This window comes from Paenibacillus pseudetheri (genome assembly GCF_924513355.1).
In the GTDB taxonomy this organism is placed as follows: domain Bacteria; phylum Bacillota; class Bacilli; order Paenibacillales; family Paenibacillaceae; genus Paenibacillus_AQ; species Paenibacillus_AQ pseudetheri.
Genome location: NZ_CAKMAB010000009.1, coordinates 26,383 through 40,091, shown reverse-complemented (window position 1 = coordinate 40,091; position 13,709 = coordinate 26,383). Strand labels below are relative to the sequence as shown.

The 13,709-nt window shown below is 41.7% G+C and carries 22 protein-coding genes, 1 tRNA gene and 1 pseudogene; 17 read left to right on the top strand and 7 right to left on the bottom strand.

Annotated elements, in window-relative coordinates:
• Nucleotides 1–19 precede the first annotated feature (19 nt).
• The gene (locus L1028_RS10525) at nt 20–205 is read left to right on the top strand and encodes a hypothetical protein (protein WP_234533581.1); all 186 of its coding nucleotides are present in this window, start codon (nt 20–22) and stop codon (nt 203–205) included.
• Nucleotides 206–497: 292 nt separating this feature from the next.
• Entirely contained in the window at nt 498–827 is a 330-nt protein-coding gene (locus L1028_RS10520; protein ID WP_234533579.1) for a hypothetical protein, read from the top strand.
• A gap of 208 nt (nt 828–1,035) precedes the next feature.
• On the opposite strand, the gene L1028_RS10515 is transcribed toward L1028_RS10520, so the two are convergent.
• Nucleotides 1,036–1,182 (bottom strand): hypothetical protein, encoded by a 147-nt coding sequence (locus L1028_RS10515; RefSeq protein ID WP_234533578.1) that lies wholly within the window; start codon nt 1,180–1,182, stop codon nt 1,036–1,038.
• Between L1028_RS10515 and L1028_RS10510 the strand changes: the two are divergent.
• A pseudogene (locus L1028_RS10510) lies at nt 1,140–2,171 on the top strand (DNA cytosine methyltransferase); the annotation flags it as partial. The gene L1028_RS10515 and the pseudogene L1028_RS10510 sit on opposite strands and share 43 nt — an antisense overlap.
• A 41-nt stretch (nt 2,172–2,212) precedes the next feature.
• On the opposite strand, the gene L1028_RS10505 reads toward L1028_RS10510, so the two are convergent.
• Nucleotides 2,213–2,641 carry a hypothetical protein gene (locus L1028_RS10505; RefSeq protein ID WP_234533576.1) on the bottom strand — a complete coding sequence of 143 codons (429 nt, stop codon included), beginning with the start codon at nt 2,639–2,641 and terminating at the stop codon, nt 2,213–2,215.
• A gap of 131 nt (nt 2,642–2,772) precedes the next feature.
• Between L1028_RS10505 and L1028_RS10500 the strand changes: the two genes are divergently transcribed.
• Nucleotides 2,773–3,207 (top strand): ASCH domain-containing protein, encoded by a 435-nt coding sequence (locus L1028_RS10500; RefSeq protein WP_234533574.1) that lies wholly within the window; start codon nt 2,773–2,775, stop codon nt 3,205–3,207.
• Between the two features lie 142 nt (nt 3,208–3,349).
• Nucleotides 3,350–3,763: a hypothetical protein gene (locus tag L1028_RS10495; RefSeq protein ID WP_234533571.1), complete on the top strand. Its 414-nt coding sequence runs from the start codon at nt 3,350–3,352 to the stop codon at nt 3,761–3,763.
• Between the two features lie 617 nt (nt 3,764–4,380).
• Here L1028_RS10495 and L1028_RS10490 read toward each other — a convergent pair.
• Nucleotides 4,381–4,851, bottom strand: a complete 471-nt coding sequence (locus L1028_RS10490) for a DinB family protein (RefSeq protein WP_234533569.1) — start codon at nt 4,849–4,851, stop codon at nt 4,381–4,383.
• 170 nt (nt 4,852–5,021) lie between these two features.
• On the opposite strand from L1028_RS10490, the gene L1028_RS10485 reads away from it, so the two are divergent.
• The 6 genes from L1028_RS10485 to L1028_RS10460 all read left to right on the top strand — a co-directional run bounded on the left by L1028_RS10485 (nt 5,022) and on the right by L1028_RS10460 (nt 6,935).
• Nucleotides 5,022–5,192, top strand: coding sequence for a hypothetical protein (locus L1028_RS10485; RefSeq protein WP_234533567.1), 171 nt, complete (start codon nt 5,022–5,024; stop codon nt 5,190–5,192).
• A 109-nt stretch (nt 5,193–5,301) separates the two neighbouring features.
• On the top strand, nt 5,302–5,484 hold the full coding sequence (locus tag L1028_RS10480; RefSeq protein WP_234533565.1) for a hypothetical protein: 183 nt from the start codon (nt 5,302–5,304) through the stop codon (nt 5,482–5,484).
• Between the two features lie 10 nt (nt 5,485–5,494).
• Nucleotides 5,495–5,659 (top strand): hypothetical protein, encoded by a 165-nt coding sequence (locus L1028_RS10475; protein ID WP_234533563.1) that lies wholly within the window; start codon nt 5,495–5,497, stop codon nt 5,657–5,659.
• 220 nt (nt 5,660–5,879) lie between these two features.
• Nucleotides 5,880–6,176 carry a hypothetical protein gene (locus L1028_RS10470; RefSeq protein WP_234533561.1) on the top strand — a complete coding sequence of 99 codons (297 nt, stop codon included), beginning with the start codon at nt 5,880–5,882 and terminating at the stop codon, nt 6,174–6,176.
• Nucleotides 6,177–6,232: 56 nt separating this feature from the next.
• Nucleotides 6,233–6,730: an ArpU family phage packaging/lysis transcriptional regulator gene (locus L1028_RS10465; protein ID WP_234533559.1), complete on the top strand. Its 498-nt coding sequence runs from the start codon at nt 6,233–6,235 to the stop codon at nt 6,728–6,730.
• Nucleotides 6,699–6,935: a hypothetical protein gene (locus tag L1028_RS10460; protein WP_234533557.1), complete on the top strand. Its 237-nt coding sequence runs from the start codon at nt 6,699–6,701 to the stop codon at nt 6,933–6,935. The genes L1028_RS10465 and L1028_RS10460 overlap by 32 nt, the downstream gene beginning before the upstream one ends.
• A gap of 109 nt (nt 6,936–7,044) precedes the next feature.
• Here the strand turns inward: L1028_RS10460 and L1028_RS10455 are convergent.
• Nucleotides 7,045–7,116: transfer RNA gene (locus L1028_RS10455), tRNA-Val, on the bottom strand.
• Nucleotides 7,117–7,246: 130 nt separating this feature from the next.
• On the bottom strand, nt 7,247–7,549 hold the full coding sequence (locus L1028_RS10450) for a phosphatidylinositol kinase (protein ID WP_234533556.1): 303 nt from the start codon (nt 7,547–7,549) through the stop codon (nt 7,247–7,249).
• Nucleotides 7,550–7,875: 326 nt separating this feature from the next.
• Between L1028_RS10450 and L1028_RS10445 the strand changes: the two genes are divergently transcribed.
• The 4 genes from L1028_RS10445 (at nt 7,876) to L1028_RS10430 (ending at nt 10,145) form a co-directional block, all read left to right on the top strand.
• On the top strand, nt 7,876–8,952 hold the full coding sequence (locus L1028_RS10445) for a site-2 protease family protein (RefSeq protein ID WP_234533553.1): 1,077 nt from the start codon (nt 7,876–7,878) through the stop codon (nt 8,950–8,952).
• A 104-nt stretch (nt 8,953–9,056) separates the two neighbouring features.
• Complete coding sequence (locus tag L1028_RS10440; protein WP_234533551.1) at nt 9,057–9,269, top strand: hypothetical protein; 213 nt, start codon at nt 9,057–9,059, stop codon at nt 9,267–9,269.
• A gap of 107 nt (nt 9,270–9,376) precedes the next feature.
• Nucleotides 9,377–9,820 (top strand): GNAT family N-acetyltransferase, encoded by a 444-nt coding sequence (locus L1028_RS10435; protein WP_234533548.1) that lies wholly within the window; start codon nt 9,377–9,379, stop codon nt 9,818–9,820.
• Nucleotides 9,821–9,905: 85 nt separating this feature from the next.
• Complete coding sequence (locus tag L1028_RS10430) at nt 9,906–10,145, top strand: DUF3892 domain-containing protein (protein WP_234533547.1); 240 nt, start codon at nt 9,906–9,908, stop codon at nt 10,143–10,145.
• Between the two features lie 64 nt (nt 10,146–10,209).
• Here the strand turns inward: L1028_RS10430 and L1028_RS10425 are convergent, their stop codons facing one another.
• Complete coding sequence (locus L1028_RS10425; protein WP_234533546.1) at nt 10,210–10,947, bottom strand: MBL fold metallo-hydrolase; 738 nt, start codon at nt 10,945–10,947, stop codon at nt 10,210–10,212.
• A gap of 163 nt (nt 10,948–11,110) precedes the next feature.
• Here L1028_RS10425 and L1028_RS10420 point away from each other — a divergent pair, with 163 nt between their 5' ends.
• Entirely contained in the window at nt 11,111–11,665 is a 555-nt protein-coding gene (locus L1028_RS10420; protein WP_234533545.1) for a copper amine oxidase, read from the top strand.
• An 80-nt stretch (nt 11,666–11,745) separates the two neighbouring features.
• Nucleotides 11,746–12,057, top strand: a complete 312-nt coding sequence (locus tag L1028_RS10415; protein ID WP_042187300.1) for a DUF1292 domain-containing protein — start codon at nt 11,746–11,748, stop codon at nt 12,055–12,057.
• Between the two features lie 130 nt (nt 12,058–12,187).
• Here L1028_RS10415 and L1028_RS10410 read toward each other — a convergent pair whose 3' ends face one another.
• Nucleotides 12,188–13,663, bottom strand: a complete 1,476-nt coding sequence (locus L1028_RS10410; RefSeq protein ID WP_060622234.1) for an aminotransferase class I/II-fold pyridoxal phosphate-dependent enzyme — start codon at nt 13,661–13,663, stop codon at nt 12,188–12,190.
• Nucleotides 13,664–13,709: the final 46 nt, after the last annotated feature.

The following is a 13,709-nucleotide window of genomic DNA, read 5'->3' as shown; positions in this document are numbered from 1 at the left end:
ATGCTGGGAGGTGAGTGTTTTGGCAGCAGAGAAAACATATCGTGGTTGGAATATCCAATATAAACGCGTTCGAGGAACATGGGAAGTAACTGCAACAAAGGGAGCTTTCTGTGAAAATGCTTATGGCGATGACGAGGAAGACGCGTACATTAAGGTGACCTCAAAAGTTGATGTTCAAGAAGACTTCTCAAAAGGAAATATATAAGCACCCTAGTCGGTGCTTTTTCTATGCCTTTACCAATGGATGAATATACACGATATACATACATCATGAATACTCTTGGGGGAGAGTTCTCCACCACCGTGGGGTATGATTCTCCACCATTAGTGGGGGAGAGTTCTCCCCCTAAGATAACTAAAAGAAACATTAAAGAAAGTAATATATAAAGATATATAAGAGACACATATTCTTATGAATATACAACCACATAAAAACATGTATAAAGGCTGCTCATAAAAGAGTGGTCTTTTTGTATTTCAAAGAAAGGGTGAAGTCAATGAGTACTGAAAGAAATAATAAGACCATGCCAGCCATTTGTAACGAAGGTTGTAATAAACAGTTTGAGGTGAACGGCTTTCAAACAGCAAGGCTACCAGGAGCCATAGAGAAGACGTACTTCACTTGCCCACATTGCAAGCATGAGTACGTAGCCTTCTATACAGATATGGAAGTAAGGGAATTACAGGCAAAGATCAGACGGGTACAGACTAAGCTTCAGAACCCAAGAGTTGATCAGACTGAAGCATTGAAGCAAGTCAAAGATATTCAAGCCCAGATCAAGGCAGGTATGGACAGGGTGAGAACAGTGGTCGAGGGAGGGTTATAATGTGCCCCGCTAACTTAAGCGTCCGTGCTCCTATCCACGCTGTCCTGAACTGATAGAGTCAGGTACTTACTGCAGCAAGCACACCAAACTTAGAGAGCAGCAGAGAGGTACATCATAACAACGTGGTTATGATCATAAGTGGAGACTCGCTCGCATTAGATATCTTCGACATAACCCAATGTGCCCTTATGCGGAATGATGTGATCGACTACTGTAGCTGCTGTATCCTCACCCTGCTCTTCGCAGTGAACAGATATGAGGCTGTTCTGGGATATAAAGAACTAGCAGTCACTGTGTGCATCATGCCATGGTTGGTCGCTTCCTTGCCCATCCATTTTTGAACGTAAAAAGCCATTGGCAGATAACACTTTACGTCGAATCGCTCGGGGTATTCAGAAGTTCGTAATCAATAATGCTAATCCGTTTATAGTGCGGGTGAACCATAGTGGATCTAATCATCATTATTGCGATTCTATCGAAGAGCCATTTAAGAGCATCACGTCAAAGAATGGTTGGGGTCCAGTAACTCCTTATATTGCTCGTATTGGTCAGACTGGATTTGGTGGTGACCGCCTGCAATACGATGTGGAAGACCCACTAACTACGATCACTACCAAAGCAGAGCACTTGCTTGTTAGTCCTACGCTAATTCAAATGGGCTACACCGAAAGGGAGGGGAAAGCTCCACGAGCTCTTGATCTTGATAAACCGATCGGAACGATTACAACAGCTGGAAACAAGTTCGCTCTTGCCGCAGCTTGCTTGATTAAGCACTACGATGGCGGATATAAAGGACCGGGTAACGCAGTAGACGAACCGCTTTCCATAGTCACAACGGTAGATCATAATGCTATCGTTACAAGCCACATGATTAAGTTGCGGGGAACTAATATCGGACATGCAACAGATGAACCAGTCCATACAGTGACCGCTGGAGGGTTGCATATCGGAGAAGTTAGAGCCTTTTTGATTGCTTATTACGGTTCTAGCGTTGGACAGGATTTATTAGATCCCCTGCAAACGGTAGTTACCAAAGATAGATTTGGGCTAGTGACGATCCATGGTGTGGAATATCAGATTGTAGATATCGGTATGAGAATGCTTGAGCCACATGAACAGTTCGCAGCTCAAGGATTCCCATCCAATTACATTATTGAGGTTGATGCTGATTGCAAGAAGTATTCCAAAAGCGCACAGGTTGCCCGATGTGGTAATGCTGTACCTCCACCTTTTGCTAAAGCACTGGTTATAGCTAATCTTCCAGAAATATGTGTTGGATCTGGAAATCAATTGGCTTTGGAACGTTACAAATCAGCTATAGGACAAATGGAGTTCTCGATATAAAAAATTCCCATTTGTTGCGAGAAATAATAAAGATAACACCTTTAGCAGGTTAGTGAAACGGCCCAAACTTGATAAAACTTAAATACCACAGGTTGTATTAGACCGGAGTCCATCATCATTAATGTTCCAAAAATCCCATGCGGCACATCAACAAATGTTATCTTCACTAATTCTGCTTTGAATGGACCAAATTGGGAAGGCCCTGCAAAAACAAATCCAAAACTCTGCAAATTTATTGGAACATTTGCACAGTTAACTAAAGATTGAACTTGACTAGGGAGTAAATCTCTTTTCATTCCATTAAAGTTATGTGGATCATCTGGGAGAGGCGGGTTTTGACCTGCGCGTTGTTTTGTTACAAAGTCTAGCATCAAATCTTGGTGAGAGTTTAGATAATTTCGTTGATTGATTTGATCAGGCGTTGGATATGATCCGATTAAGTTTATATCTTGAGAAATATTAACACTCATTTTAAATGAACATCTCCTCAATAACATTTATTTTACATTTAATATATGTGCATTAGTCTATTTCGGTTCATCACTAAACTAACTTACTTTCGCCAATTTAGTGATTATTACCAATGAAAGGAGAGGGGGAAATGAAAGCTATAACCATCATACAGCCCTGGGCAACGCTTATAGCTCATGGTGAGAAACAATTTGAAACATGTAGCTGGGCTACAAAGCATAGAGGAGAATTGGCAATACACGCTGGTAAGAAGATTGATAAGGAAGCCTGTCGGGACCCTGAAATCCGCAAAGCGCTGGAGCGACATGGATATACGGAAGATAACCTTCCTACTGGTGCAGTGGTGGCAATATGCAAATTGTCCGAATATTTGAAATCAGTAGACACCTGGACAGACGGATATGAACTTGAGGGTGGGAAGCTTATTTACTCCCCTGAATATGAATTTGGGGACTTCACTCCTGGACGATATGCATGGGAAATGACTAACGTTAAACAACTGCCTCTACCCATCCCAGCAAAGGGGCAGCAAGGACTCTGGAACTGGGAAAGATCGCACTCATGACTGAACTCAAGAAATGTCCCGGATGTGGTCGTCCACTCTGCCAACTCTGTAATGAGCATCATTCAGAACTGGTCATGAAAAATAAGTTCAACGGCAATGAACTGGAAGTTTGCAAGGCATGCCATAAGGAGGTATGGGGCAAATGAGCGAAGCAGGAAAAGTTTCCTTACCGACACCAGAACGGAGTAGAAGAGATAAAGAGGAAAATTTTAAAGTAGGTTCTCCATGGTGGTTCACGATTGAAAAGGCAGACATTGCGTATTTATTTCACCTCCTAGAAGAGTCACAAATTAAGGAACTCCAGGAAGGCAATCGATCTGCTTGTGAATCCCGAGATATGGCTTTTCGATCCCGAGACGAAGCTATTGTAATTAGCAATCAGCACTATAAACAGGCGTTCTTCCTGAACGAAGTATTGATAGAGGCACAGCAGACCATAGCCCGGCACGAGACAGCTTTAAACGAAATAATTGCTTACAGTACAGATGAAAATACTGTAGATATTGCAGGTGTTTCGATGGGATATGTGGAAGGGGAGAAGACAGATGGCATGTAAATCAGCAAGTCATTTTGATGATGAGGAAAACAGATGGTACTGCGAAGTTACCGGAGACACCTGCTTTTATATATGCCTGACTCAGCAAGATGCGCGAGGGATAATAACGAAGGTCCAGACGCGGTATTTGAGGAAGGAGCTAAGAAGTCATGACACAGTTACAGGTACACCAGTAGTCTGCATATATGACACTACAGGCATACCAAGTAGATAAACAGTAGACGCAAACTGCGAAATAAAGATGCCATCTATATAGTAGCCTATTTCTCTTTTGGCAGAAGTAATTCTCTTATAAAGGCGCCAACAAAACCAGAAAGAAGAACAATTACTACAATATTTAGTGATTTATCAAGTACTGAAGATGAAAAAATTACTCGAAAGCTCTTTGTTATGATGGTTATTACAAATACTAAAGACATAGTGATAAAGAATGTTCGGGCAGATATTTTCAACTCATTCATTCCTTTCAATTAAAATCACCAAAAAAATCTAAATTAAGTTTAACACAAAATAATTAAGTATTGCACAGTACGAAGATACTGAGCAGTAGACGCAAAACGCGTAGTAACAAAAAAAGAAAAGGCATAACACCTAAGTGATTACACCTGTGAGATAAATTAATCCCAAACTCGTACTCTTGGAACCCTTGCCATTCTTAAGTAATCCAGCAATTGACCAGTATGGACTGATTCATGATAGGCGACTCTTAGCAACATGTCACCTAAACTTCTTATGTAACCTGAATCAGAACGATCAATTTTGATACTTGTTAAATCTTCTTCAGAAAATGACTTAATAGTTTCTATGAAGTGATTTCTAAATGGTTCTGCAAATTCCAATTCTGCATTTACAGTGGAAAAAGGTTGGTTTTCGAAAGGAGAATCAAATGCAGCCAGACTGCCTTGATTTTGGATAGCTAGATGGTAATAATGTTCACCTTCTAGAACATGCCTAATCATCTCTATACAAGTCATTGCCTCGTCATCAGGTTTCCAATTTAGTTTTTCTTGGGGAATAGATGTCCAAACCTTAATACTTCTTCTTCGTACTTCATTGAAATTTAAAAGAATTAAATCAATTGAGTTCATAATTTATCCTCCTTTAATTGGTATGTATTAAATATACACGAATGTACGTTCGAATTAAAGAAAGCGATTTTGGTTAAAGCACTACGTTACACTTCGAAGAAACACCACAATACTATTCTAGTAAGGGGTGAGAGGATATAGACAATCCGGTGAGACATTTTAAAGCTGTTATGCCAAACGGCGATTTAATAGGACTCTTTCAAACAAACTCTGGAATTATGCTGTTAAGTCAAACTCAAAATATAGAACGACAATTCAAAGGAACTGTTGTTGAGCTGGAAAAGACTGAATATGATGCACTTCTTGAAATGTCAAATTCGGAAGGAAACGTACTTAATTAGGCCGTTAGGCCATCGAGTCAGACCGAACCACCCAGCGTAGCGGCAGCCGGATAAGAGGGTTAGAGAGGTAATAACAATCCTTTCTCCCTATACAAGGAGGATATAAGAGATGAAGGGAAGGCAAATTTACTTTTCCGCCAAGGAGATAGATTTGATTAACTCAGTTATGGATTATGGAAATGCAAGTTTTGAGGGTGCTGAAGATGAGGAAGATAAAGAACAAACACGTGCTTCGATTCTTAGCAAGACGGGCGGAACGATAATGATTTCTGGCACACCAATAACACCATAGGAGGGGGAGCATGAGCCGAAAAATTGGATTCAGTGTTGTTATCGAGTCACCCCAGAAGATCGAAATTGGGTTTGGTATCAATCAAAATGGCAAGCTGATTATCGTAACAAGTATAAGGGCAGTAGAGTTTGTGAATGACAGAGCGCTTCTAGTGAGCGGAACTGGAACAGTATAAACCCAAATTTGAGAGGAGCAATAATAAATGAAAATTCAAATAGCAGCACACTTCAATAAACAAAGGACTCCAAAAAGGAGCTTGTGCAGTTCCATGTAAAGGGTGATGACGAGAGTAAACCAGAGCTTAATGCTATGACGAGATCGGTGGTTGTATTGAACATCGAAGGTGTTGAACAGGCACTGAGTTCAGCAAGAGTACGAAGGATGCTAAGAAAACTGTGTTGGAGTTTATTGTCAAGGGTGATACATCCTCTGAACATTCTTATGAATTCTATCGGAAGGCTGGATCAGATGTAGTCTTGGAAATCGCTGAATCTCAAATGAGCATTGAAGAGTTCCGAGGTGATGACGATGAAGAGGATCGTGAAGAGCCAAGAGAGGACGTACGAGGCAAGGTTAATCCAGACGGTACGATTGAACTAGAAGACAAGGATCAACTCACTATGGAGGAGATAGCTCCTGCTGGTGAAAACGGTCCGCCGATACCTGAAGGTGACGATGATCTGCCGTTCTAAGAGGGTACACGCCCCGGCTTCGGTCGGGGGATTCTTTTACAGTGAGGTGATAGCAGGTGCAACAAAGCTTCCTGCCTGAGATAGATAGAGAGCGGACGCAGGCTGCGGTTGAAGCAGCGCTATATAAATACAGGGAGAATAAGTTTTTGACCTTCGAGGAAAGGGAGGCAAACGTTACTGGGTCTTATGAGGATAGGCCGAGTGGACCTACAAATATCACGAGTGACCAGACTGCCAATATTGCCATCTATAATGTGGATTCTCAATCGTATCGAAAAAGCTTCTGTGAAAGAATTGAACGTGTAGTGAACCGCATGCCTAAAATGGAAGGGTTTCTAATCAAAGAACGCTATATGACAACTGAGCATGATTACATCACTGATCAGAAAGTTTATAACTTTTCATTTAAGCCACCGATAAGCGCACCCACGTACATCAAAATTAGGTGGAGAGCTTTTTATAAACTGGCACTCGAACTGAATTTGGTAGTGGAAAGAGAACGTAAGGAGGAGGGCGAAAATATTGCAAGAGACAACGGAGAACCAAGAACTTAATTGGGGAAGCTTCCCAATGACACTCCGCCCGAAGCATGTAAAGGAAATAATGAAATTGAGTCAAGCTAAGCTATATGAGTTTTTAGGGGACGCACCATTTCATGTTGCAAAGGCAGGAAGGGAATTATATATCAGTAAGGCGGTATTCAGGAATTGGTTAGAGGGTAGAAGTGATGATATTTTCCCAGAGGATCTGACGAACTGATACAAAAAACAAATAACGATTCGTATCAAATTCGTATCACGGGGAAATCCATTTGAATGATAAGTTGATAGAAAACAAAAAAAGCCTTGAATCTCAAGGCTTTTTTCTATAGGACGGATGGGGTTCGAACCCATGACCCCTACCCTGTCAAGATAGTGCTCTCCCGCTGAGCTACCGTCCTGCGACGAATTTCATAATACCATACGATAGAGTAGGATGGCAATTCTTTTTTTACAATGTTTAGGGATGATAGTTTACATAGTCTTTAGAATAATAAAATAGGGGATGCCCCTCCATCCCCTAGCACCACGTCAGATAAAGAACGGGAGCAAAAATATATCGCTTATAGCAAAAAAAGGGATGCGTCGTGGAAAGAAGCGACGTCTTGGGAAAAAGCCAGGCCGGAAGCCAAATTGTCTATAAGCTGATTCGTGTGTAGGCATTCCGTTTAAACGTTCTACCATTTCGTTGCTGGGAACCGCAAGGGTAACATAGTTTTGATCTACATGGGCAATAAAGCCATCAAAGGACTGACCGTCAGTCGTTGTAATACCAACGTATTTGTTCATACAATTCCAACTGACCTGTTGATGTAAATTTGTATTTGTATCCATAAATAACCTCCTCAATTGAATAACTCTAATAACAGTCTATGGTCCGTAGCCTATAACGTTCACGGCGTTAGCCTATAGGGTAACCATAAAATTTAGGTATTTTGTCTGAGGTGGAGGTTGTATATTGAAGCGGAATCACTTTTTTTTCTTGAGTAGTAGTGAAAATCATCCATTATCTGTTTGTTTGACATTGAAACGATTTTAAAAGTTGCGACGTATACTTAGCCAAGTGCTTTTTATGGAAATACTCCTTAAGCGCTTATGATAAAATGGATGGTAATGCACAGCAGTTAGATAAAAATTGAAAGAAAAAGGAGCTTGAGATCTTGCCGCAAAATGAGCAGAAAAAGAATTCTTCCACGCCATGGAAATGGTTGGGGGGTGGGGCGGCGATGCTCCTGTTTAAAGGAAAGGCGATTTTGTCTGTACTGAAAATAGGTAAAATTGCCGGGCCGTTAATATCAATGATGATTTCAATATGGGCCTATGCTTTGATTTATCCTTGGGGGTTTGCCGTGGGTTTTGTTTTGCTCTTGCTAGTCCATGAATTAGGACATGTAATAGCAGCGAAACGGATCGGGCTTCCAGTAAGTGCTCCACTATTTATACCGTTTTTGGGAGCTTTAATTACAATGAAAAAACAGCCGCTGAATGCCCAGACGGAAGCTTATATTGCTTTTGGAGGACCGATTTTAGGAACCATTGGGGCAACAGCCGTTTTTGGGGCGGCTTATTACATGGATAGTCCACTTCTCTATTCCTTGGCTTATATAGGTTTTTTGCTTAATCTGATCAATCTGCTGCCGATTCACCCGCTTGACGGTGGTCGTATTGCTACTGCGGTTACACGTTGGCTGTGGCTTGTGGGTCTAGTGGGCGGTTTAGCCATCATCATCTATATGCGTTCGATCTTATTCTTTATTATTTGGGCGTTATTTGCTTACGATTTGTATAACAAATATGTCAAGAGACGCACTAACAACCGCCTTTATTCTGTAACGAAGGGTTTCTTAATTCCAGTGGAGCCACTTAGTGATGCAGGCTACATGATTCCAGGACCAGAACATAGAAGAGATTTACCTTTTACTACTTACAGTGATTTGGAAAGACAGCAGTATGTAGGGGTGAGATGGGATCAACTGAACTACATTGGTAGAGCTACGCTTCCGCAGCAATGCATCATTGAAAAGGTACGTATCTCGCAGCTAGAGCCTGTGACCTTAGAGGATGGGCTTCATCTTAAGATGAATTGTGATATCAGCTATTCGGTTTACGAGAACGATAAGTATTACGATGTACCGGCTAGCTCACGCTGGAAATACGGTATCGCTTATTTTGTATTAGCTGGCTTTCTGGCAGGAATGATGTATCTGGTCCATGCTGTTGGAAATGTGAATCTATAAGGGTTAGAATCGGGCAATGAAGTGACCCAATGGTTTATAAAACTCCTGAACCGTCAAAGCTGTAATGAGAATAACCGCAGTTGAACGGTGAAAGGAGTAAAACCATGTCTAAATTTTTGAAATGGGAAGTCGGCGTTTGTCTGCTGTTACTGATGGTTTTGGGAGGATGTTCAGAGGCGAAGCCAGCAAAAGTCATGGAAATCAAAGAAATGACTAACCTAGATGGAAAGCCGAAAGGTCAGTACCCTCCATTGTCACCAGTGATGCAAGACACATACAATCGTTCGATTCTTGAAGAAGTATATTCTGTAGATTAGAGCAGCGTAGAAGGCACTTTTTCATGCTCAGGCTTTTCTTTCTAGTCAAATTTTTATATAATAGACAACTATCGTTGGATACATAGAGAGAGGAGCTTGGGACTAACATGGCGGCAGAAATTTTACAGGTAACTACAGAGGAACAGCTTCGAATGGGGCTGGATATTCGTACTAAAGTATTTGTAGAGGAACAAATGGTACCGGTTGAGGAAGAAATTGATGAATACGATGTTATCGGTCCGAATGCGCACCATATTCTGATTATAGATGAAGGAGTACCTGTGGCTACTGGAAGATTGATTTACTACAAAACAGGTACAGCCAAAATGCAGCGTATCGCCGTACTGAAAGATTATAGAGTTAAAGGATATGGACGTGTCTTATTGCTAGCTATGGAAGAGCTTGCTCGGGAGCTTGGACTGGAAGCTTCGATTCTTGATGCACAGTGCCAAGCTGAGAATTTCTACAAAAAGCTAGGATATGAAGTGATTTCTACGGAACCTTTTTATGACGCAGGTATTCTACATGTACGGATGCAGAAAACACTTTAAGATTTGCACACATAATTTACCGTCTCATTACGCAAGCTAGGATGTGCCTTATGATGGCAAATCCAAGTGTAAGGGGCGAGCTGAAGTGCCAAATAACGAACGCGAAAGTTTCGTAGCTGTACAGAAAAATGGGGACGGAGATTTAACCAGTTTCCAGACCTCTACAGGACGTGTCCTGGCGTATGACCAAGCGCTTCAAGAAGTACAGGCCGGAAATATTGCCGGAGTGAATGCTTTTAAAGGTAAAGACGGAGAAACTTATATTCGCGGTGACGCGGATGGGGATCCAACCAACAATTTGGATAATCTTCCGAGTTTCTCATAGTTCTAAAGGTAAAGACCGTACATACGTCATCGGACGTCAATGTACGGTCTTTTTTTAATCATAGTCAAAGTTTATAAGTTACATGCTGCTCAATAAACTCCATCTCTCCAGTAAGCCCGACGAATTGAGGTTGTTCATCGCTATAATGCATGAGCTTGATGATACGTCGAACATCTTCAGGTAAAGACATTAACTCCTCCAGCGTGGTGTGAACAACACCCGCACCACCAAGCTGACAGTCATGCAGAATCATTCGGATGCCGCGCTCACGGACAAGGCTTATAAGCAGATCCGGCTGAAAAGTCATATCCGCACTGTAGAAAATCTCGTTATTTATTAGAAGGGAATAACTATCTTTGCCAGGAATATGCGGCGTACGTATGATCTCGAGCGAAAGAGAAGGAGCGAGCTTGTACGTAATTCCGGGTTTCATAGGTGTAACCTCGAAGATATCGGTCAGGGAGGCTACTGCATCTTTTTGATATAATCCACCCTTTAAGGTGTTGTTCCAAAGTGGCTCAATAAGCGTCTCAGGTAAATGTAATCTCATTGTTTTCCCGTATACGTGCTTTAGCGTAAGTGCTAGCTCTTCCAGACCTCCAACATGGTCCGCATGAATATGCGTAATTAGAGTAGCGTTTACGTGGCGGAAGGATTTCCCGATGGTATGCATAGCAAGCGGAGCAGTAATTCCGCAATCAATCAGTAGGGAATAATCATCAGCTAGTAGCAAACCATTATTGTTAAAATAGTTTTTTGCAAAAGCGTTACCAGTTCCTAGCATTTGTAGGCTCAGACTCATAAGAAGGACCCTCCCGAAATCGCTGTTAGCTAATATATCAACTTTAAACAAGTACATAATATCATTTTTCGGAAGATGAATGAAATATTTACCTACAATTAGCGCAACTTGCTGAGACAAAGTAAGTATACATTAATAGCATGAATTATTTGGAGGGTTTCAAATGAATAGATGGAAAAAAGTCACTTTATGTGTGTTTGCTTTTTCCTTGATGGGTGGCTCCTTATTGTTCGCCGATTCTGTGAGTAAGAAAATCAGGGTATGGAACAACGGGACGGAAATTGTGGACAGCGGTTATTTGATTGATGGAAAAACATATATTCCCGCTAGAGAAGCAGGCGGGGTAGTGAATTGGGATGGATCTGGAAAAGTGACGATTCTTAAGCCTAATGTACACATTGTTCTTTTTAAGGATAATACGGTCTTTGGTAACGTAAACGTAGGCAAACTTAAGATTAAAATATTAACACAGGTAGATAGCTTAACAGAAGAGGTTTCAGCTGTAAAAGTAGCCATCACGGACCCATCTGGTAATGTTAAGGATATTCAGTCGCAGGAGCTTGAAGGCTCGCAGAAGGATAATTTCTGGTTTCCGACTTCGGAGTTTACTTATGATTTTAAAGAAACCGGCAAATATCGGGTAGGATTCTACATGAAAGCTTCCAAAAATGCGGATTACGTTCTTGTGTCAGAAAAGGTAATTACAGCTCTTAATTAAGGGTTCTAAATTGACCTGAACTAATCTAACGTGGTAGTATACCAGATGTAGGATAATACAATTTAAAGTGAGGTATTACAATGAGCGATCACAAACATGAGCATGGTGAAGCATGCGGTTGCGGGCATGATCACGACCATGAGCACGAGGAGTTTGTGCTGACCTTGACGAACGAGCAGGGCGAAGATGTTGAGATGGTATTAGTTGAAACTTTCGACATCGGTGAGAAACTATACGCGCTGCTGTTAGAAAAGGAAAATCCTGAAGCAGATGGCATTATTCTGCGAATGGAAGAAGAAGACGAAGAAATGGTATTGTACAATATCGAAGATGAAGAAGAATGGAAAGCTGTTGAAGAAGCTTACAACAATCTGCTTGCTCAGCAAGAATAGATTTTAGCGACTAAATTTAGCTGTTCTATTGTGTATATGACAGTTGATGTTTATATACAGAAACCCGATACTTATTATGGTATCGGGTTTTTGTATAAATCAATGAAGTTTTTTAGGGAAATGATGGATCTTAGGATATTGGATCGGCTTCTACAATCACTTTTATGTTAGTGATGCTGCGGTCTTCAGGACCTTTAACCGGAAGTCCAATTTCCACATGGTCGATAATATAATCGATGTTATCCTGAGTGATCACTTCGCCAGGGAGAAGAATAGGAATTCCAGGCGGATATACATATATAAATTCTGCAATAATGTAGCCTGCAGATTCACGGAATGGAACTAACTGCGTATCCGCATAAAAAGCATCTCTTGGAATCAGAGCAAGCTGTGGAATTTCCGGAACCTGAACCTTAAGTTCGTAGATTTCACCCTTGCTATAATGAATGGCGGACAAAACCCGAAGTGCAGCTAATAATTTATCTACTGATTCTTGAGTATCACCTGGGGTAATGAGGCAAAGAATATTATACATGTCACTTAGTTCTACTTCGATGTTGTACTTCTCGCGCAGCCAGTTTTCGGTTTCGTATCCTGTGATCCCTAAATGGCGCACATGAATGTTGAGCTTAGTTGGGTCATGATCAAATGTTGCTTCTGTCCCAAGGATTTCTTTTCCAAAGCTGTACAGGCCTTCGATCGTGTTGATCGTTTCCCGTGCGTAGTTGGACAGTCTGATGGTTCTTTCTGCCATTTCATGACCGTTCAGTGCGAGATTACGTCTTGATGTATCCAAAGACGCTAATAAAATATATGAGGTAGACGTTGTAGTCAGCATGCTCATTATGGTCTGTACCCGTTGCGGGTTAATCAGACCCGTCTTAGCATTAAGATTCAGTACCGAGCTTTGCGTCATGGAGCCGCCAAGTTTATGCACACTAGTGGCAGCTATGTCCGCTCCGGCCTGCATGGCCGATACCGGCAGATCCTCATGAAAATGAATCAGTACTCCATGTGCCTCGTCCACCAATACGGGTACACCGTAACGGTGAGCCAGGTCGACAATCGAACGTAGGTCGGCGCATATACCGAAGTACGTTGGATTGATTACTAGAACTCCTTTGGCGTCTGGATGACGCCTTAACGCTCGTTCCAGCGAACTGGTCGTTATGCCGTGATCTATCCCGAGATTCTCATCCTGAACAGGCGAGACAAACACAGGCTTGGCTCCGGAGAAGATAATGGCCGACATCACAGATTTATGAATGTTACGCGGCACAATTATTTTATCACCAGGTGAGCAGACAGAGAGGATCATCGTCATGATGGCATTGCTCGTGCCCTGTACGCTAAAATACGTATAGTCGGCACCGAAAGCCTTCGCAGCCAGCTTCTGAGCTTCCTGGATTACTCCAGTTGGCTGATGTAGATCATCAAGCGGTGCGATGTTGATTAGATCGATGGATAGAGCGTTATCGCCGATAAACTCACGGAATTCGGCATCGGTTCCTAGCCCCTTCTTATGCCCCGGAATATGAAATTGAACGGGATTGCCGGCGGCATGCTTTTTTAAAGCTGTGAAGAGGGGAGTACGGTGTTGATTCATTTAATACTGTCACAACCTTTCGCGAATATTAAAATTTAAGGCAAGC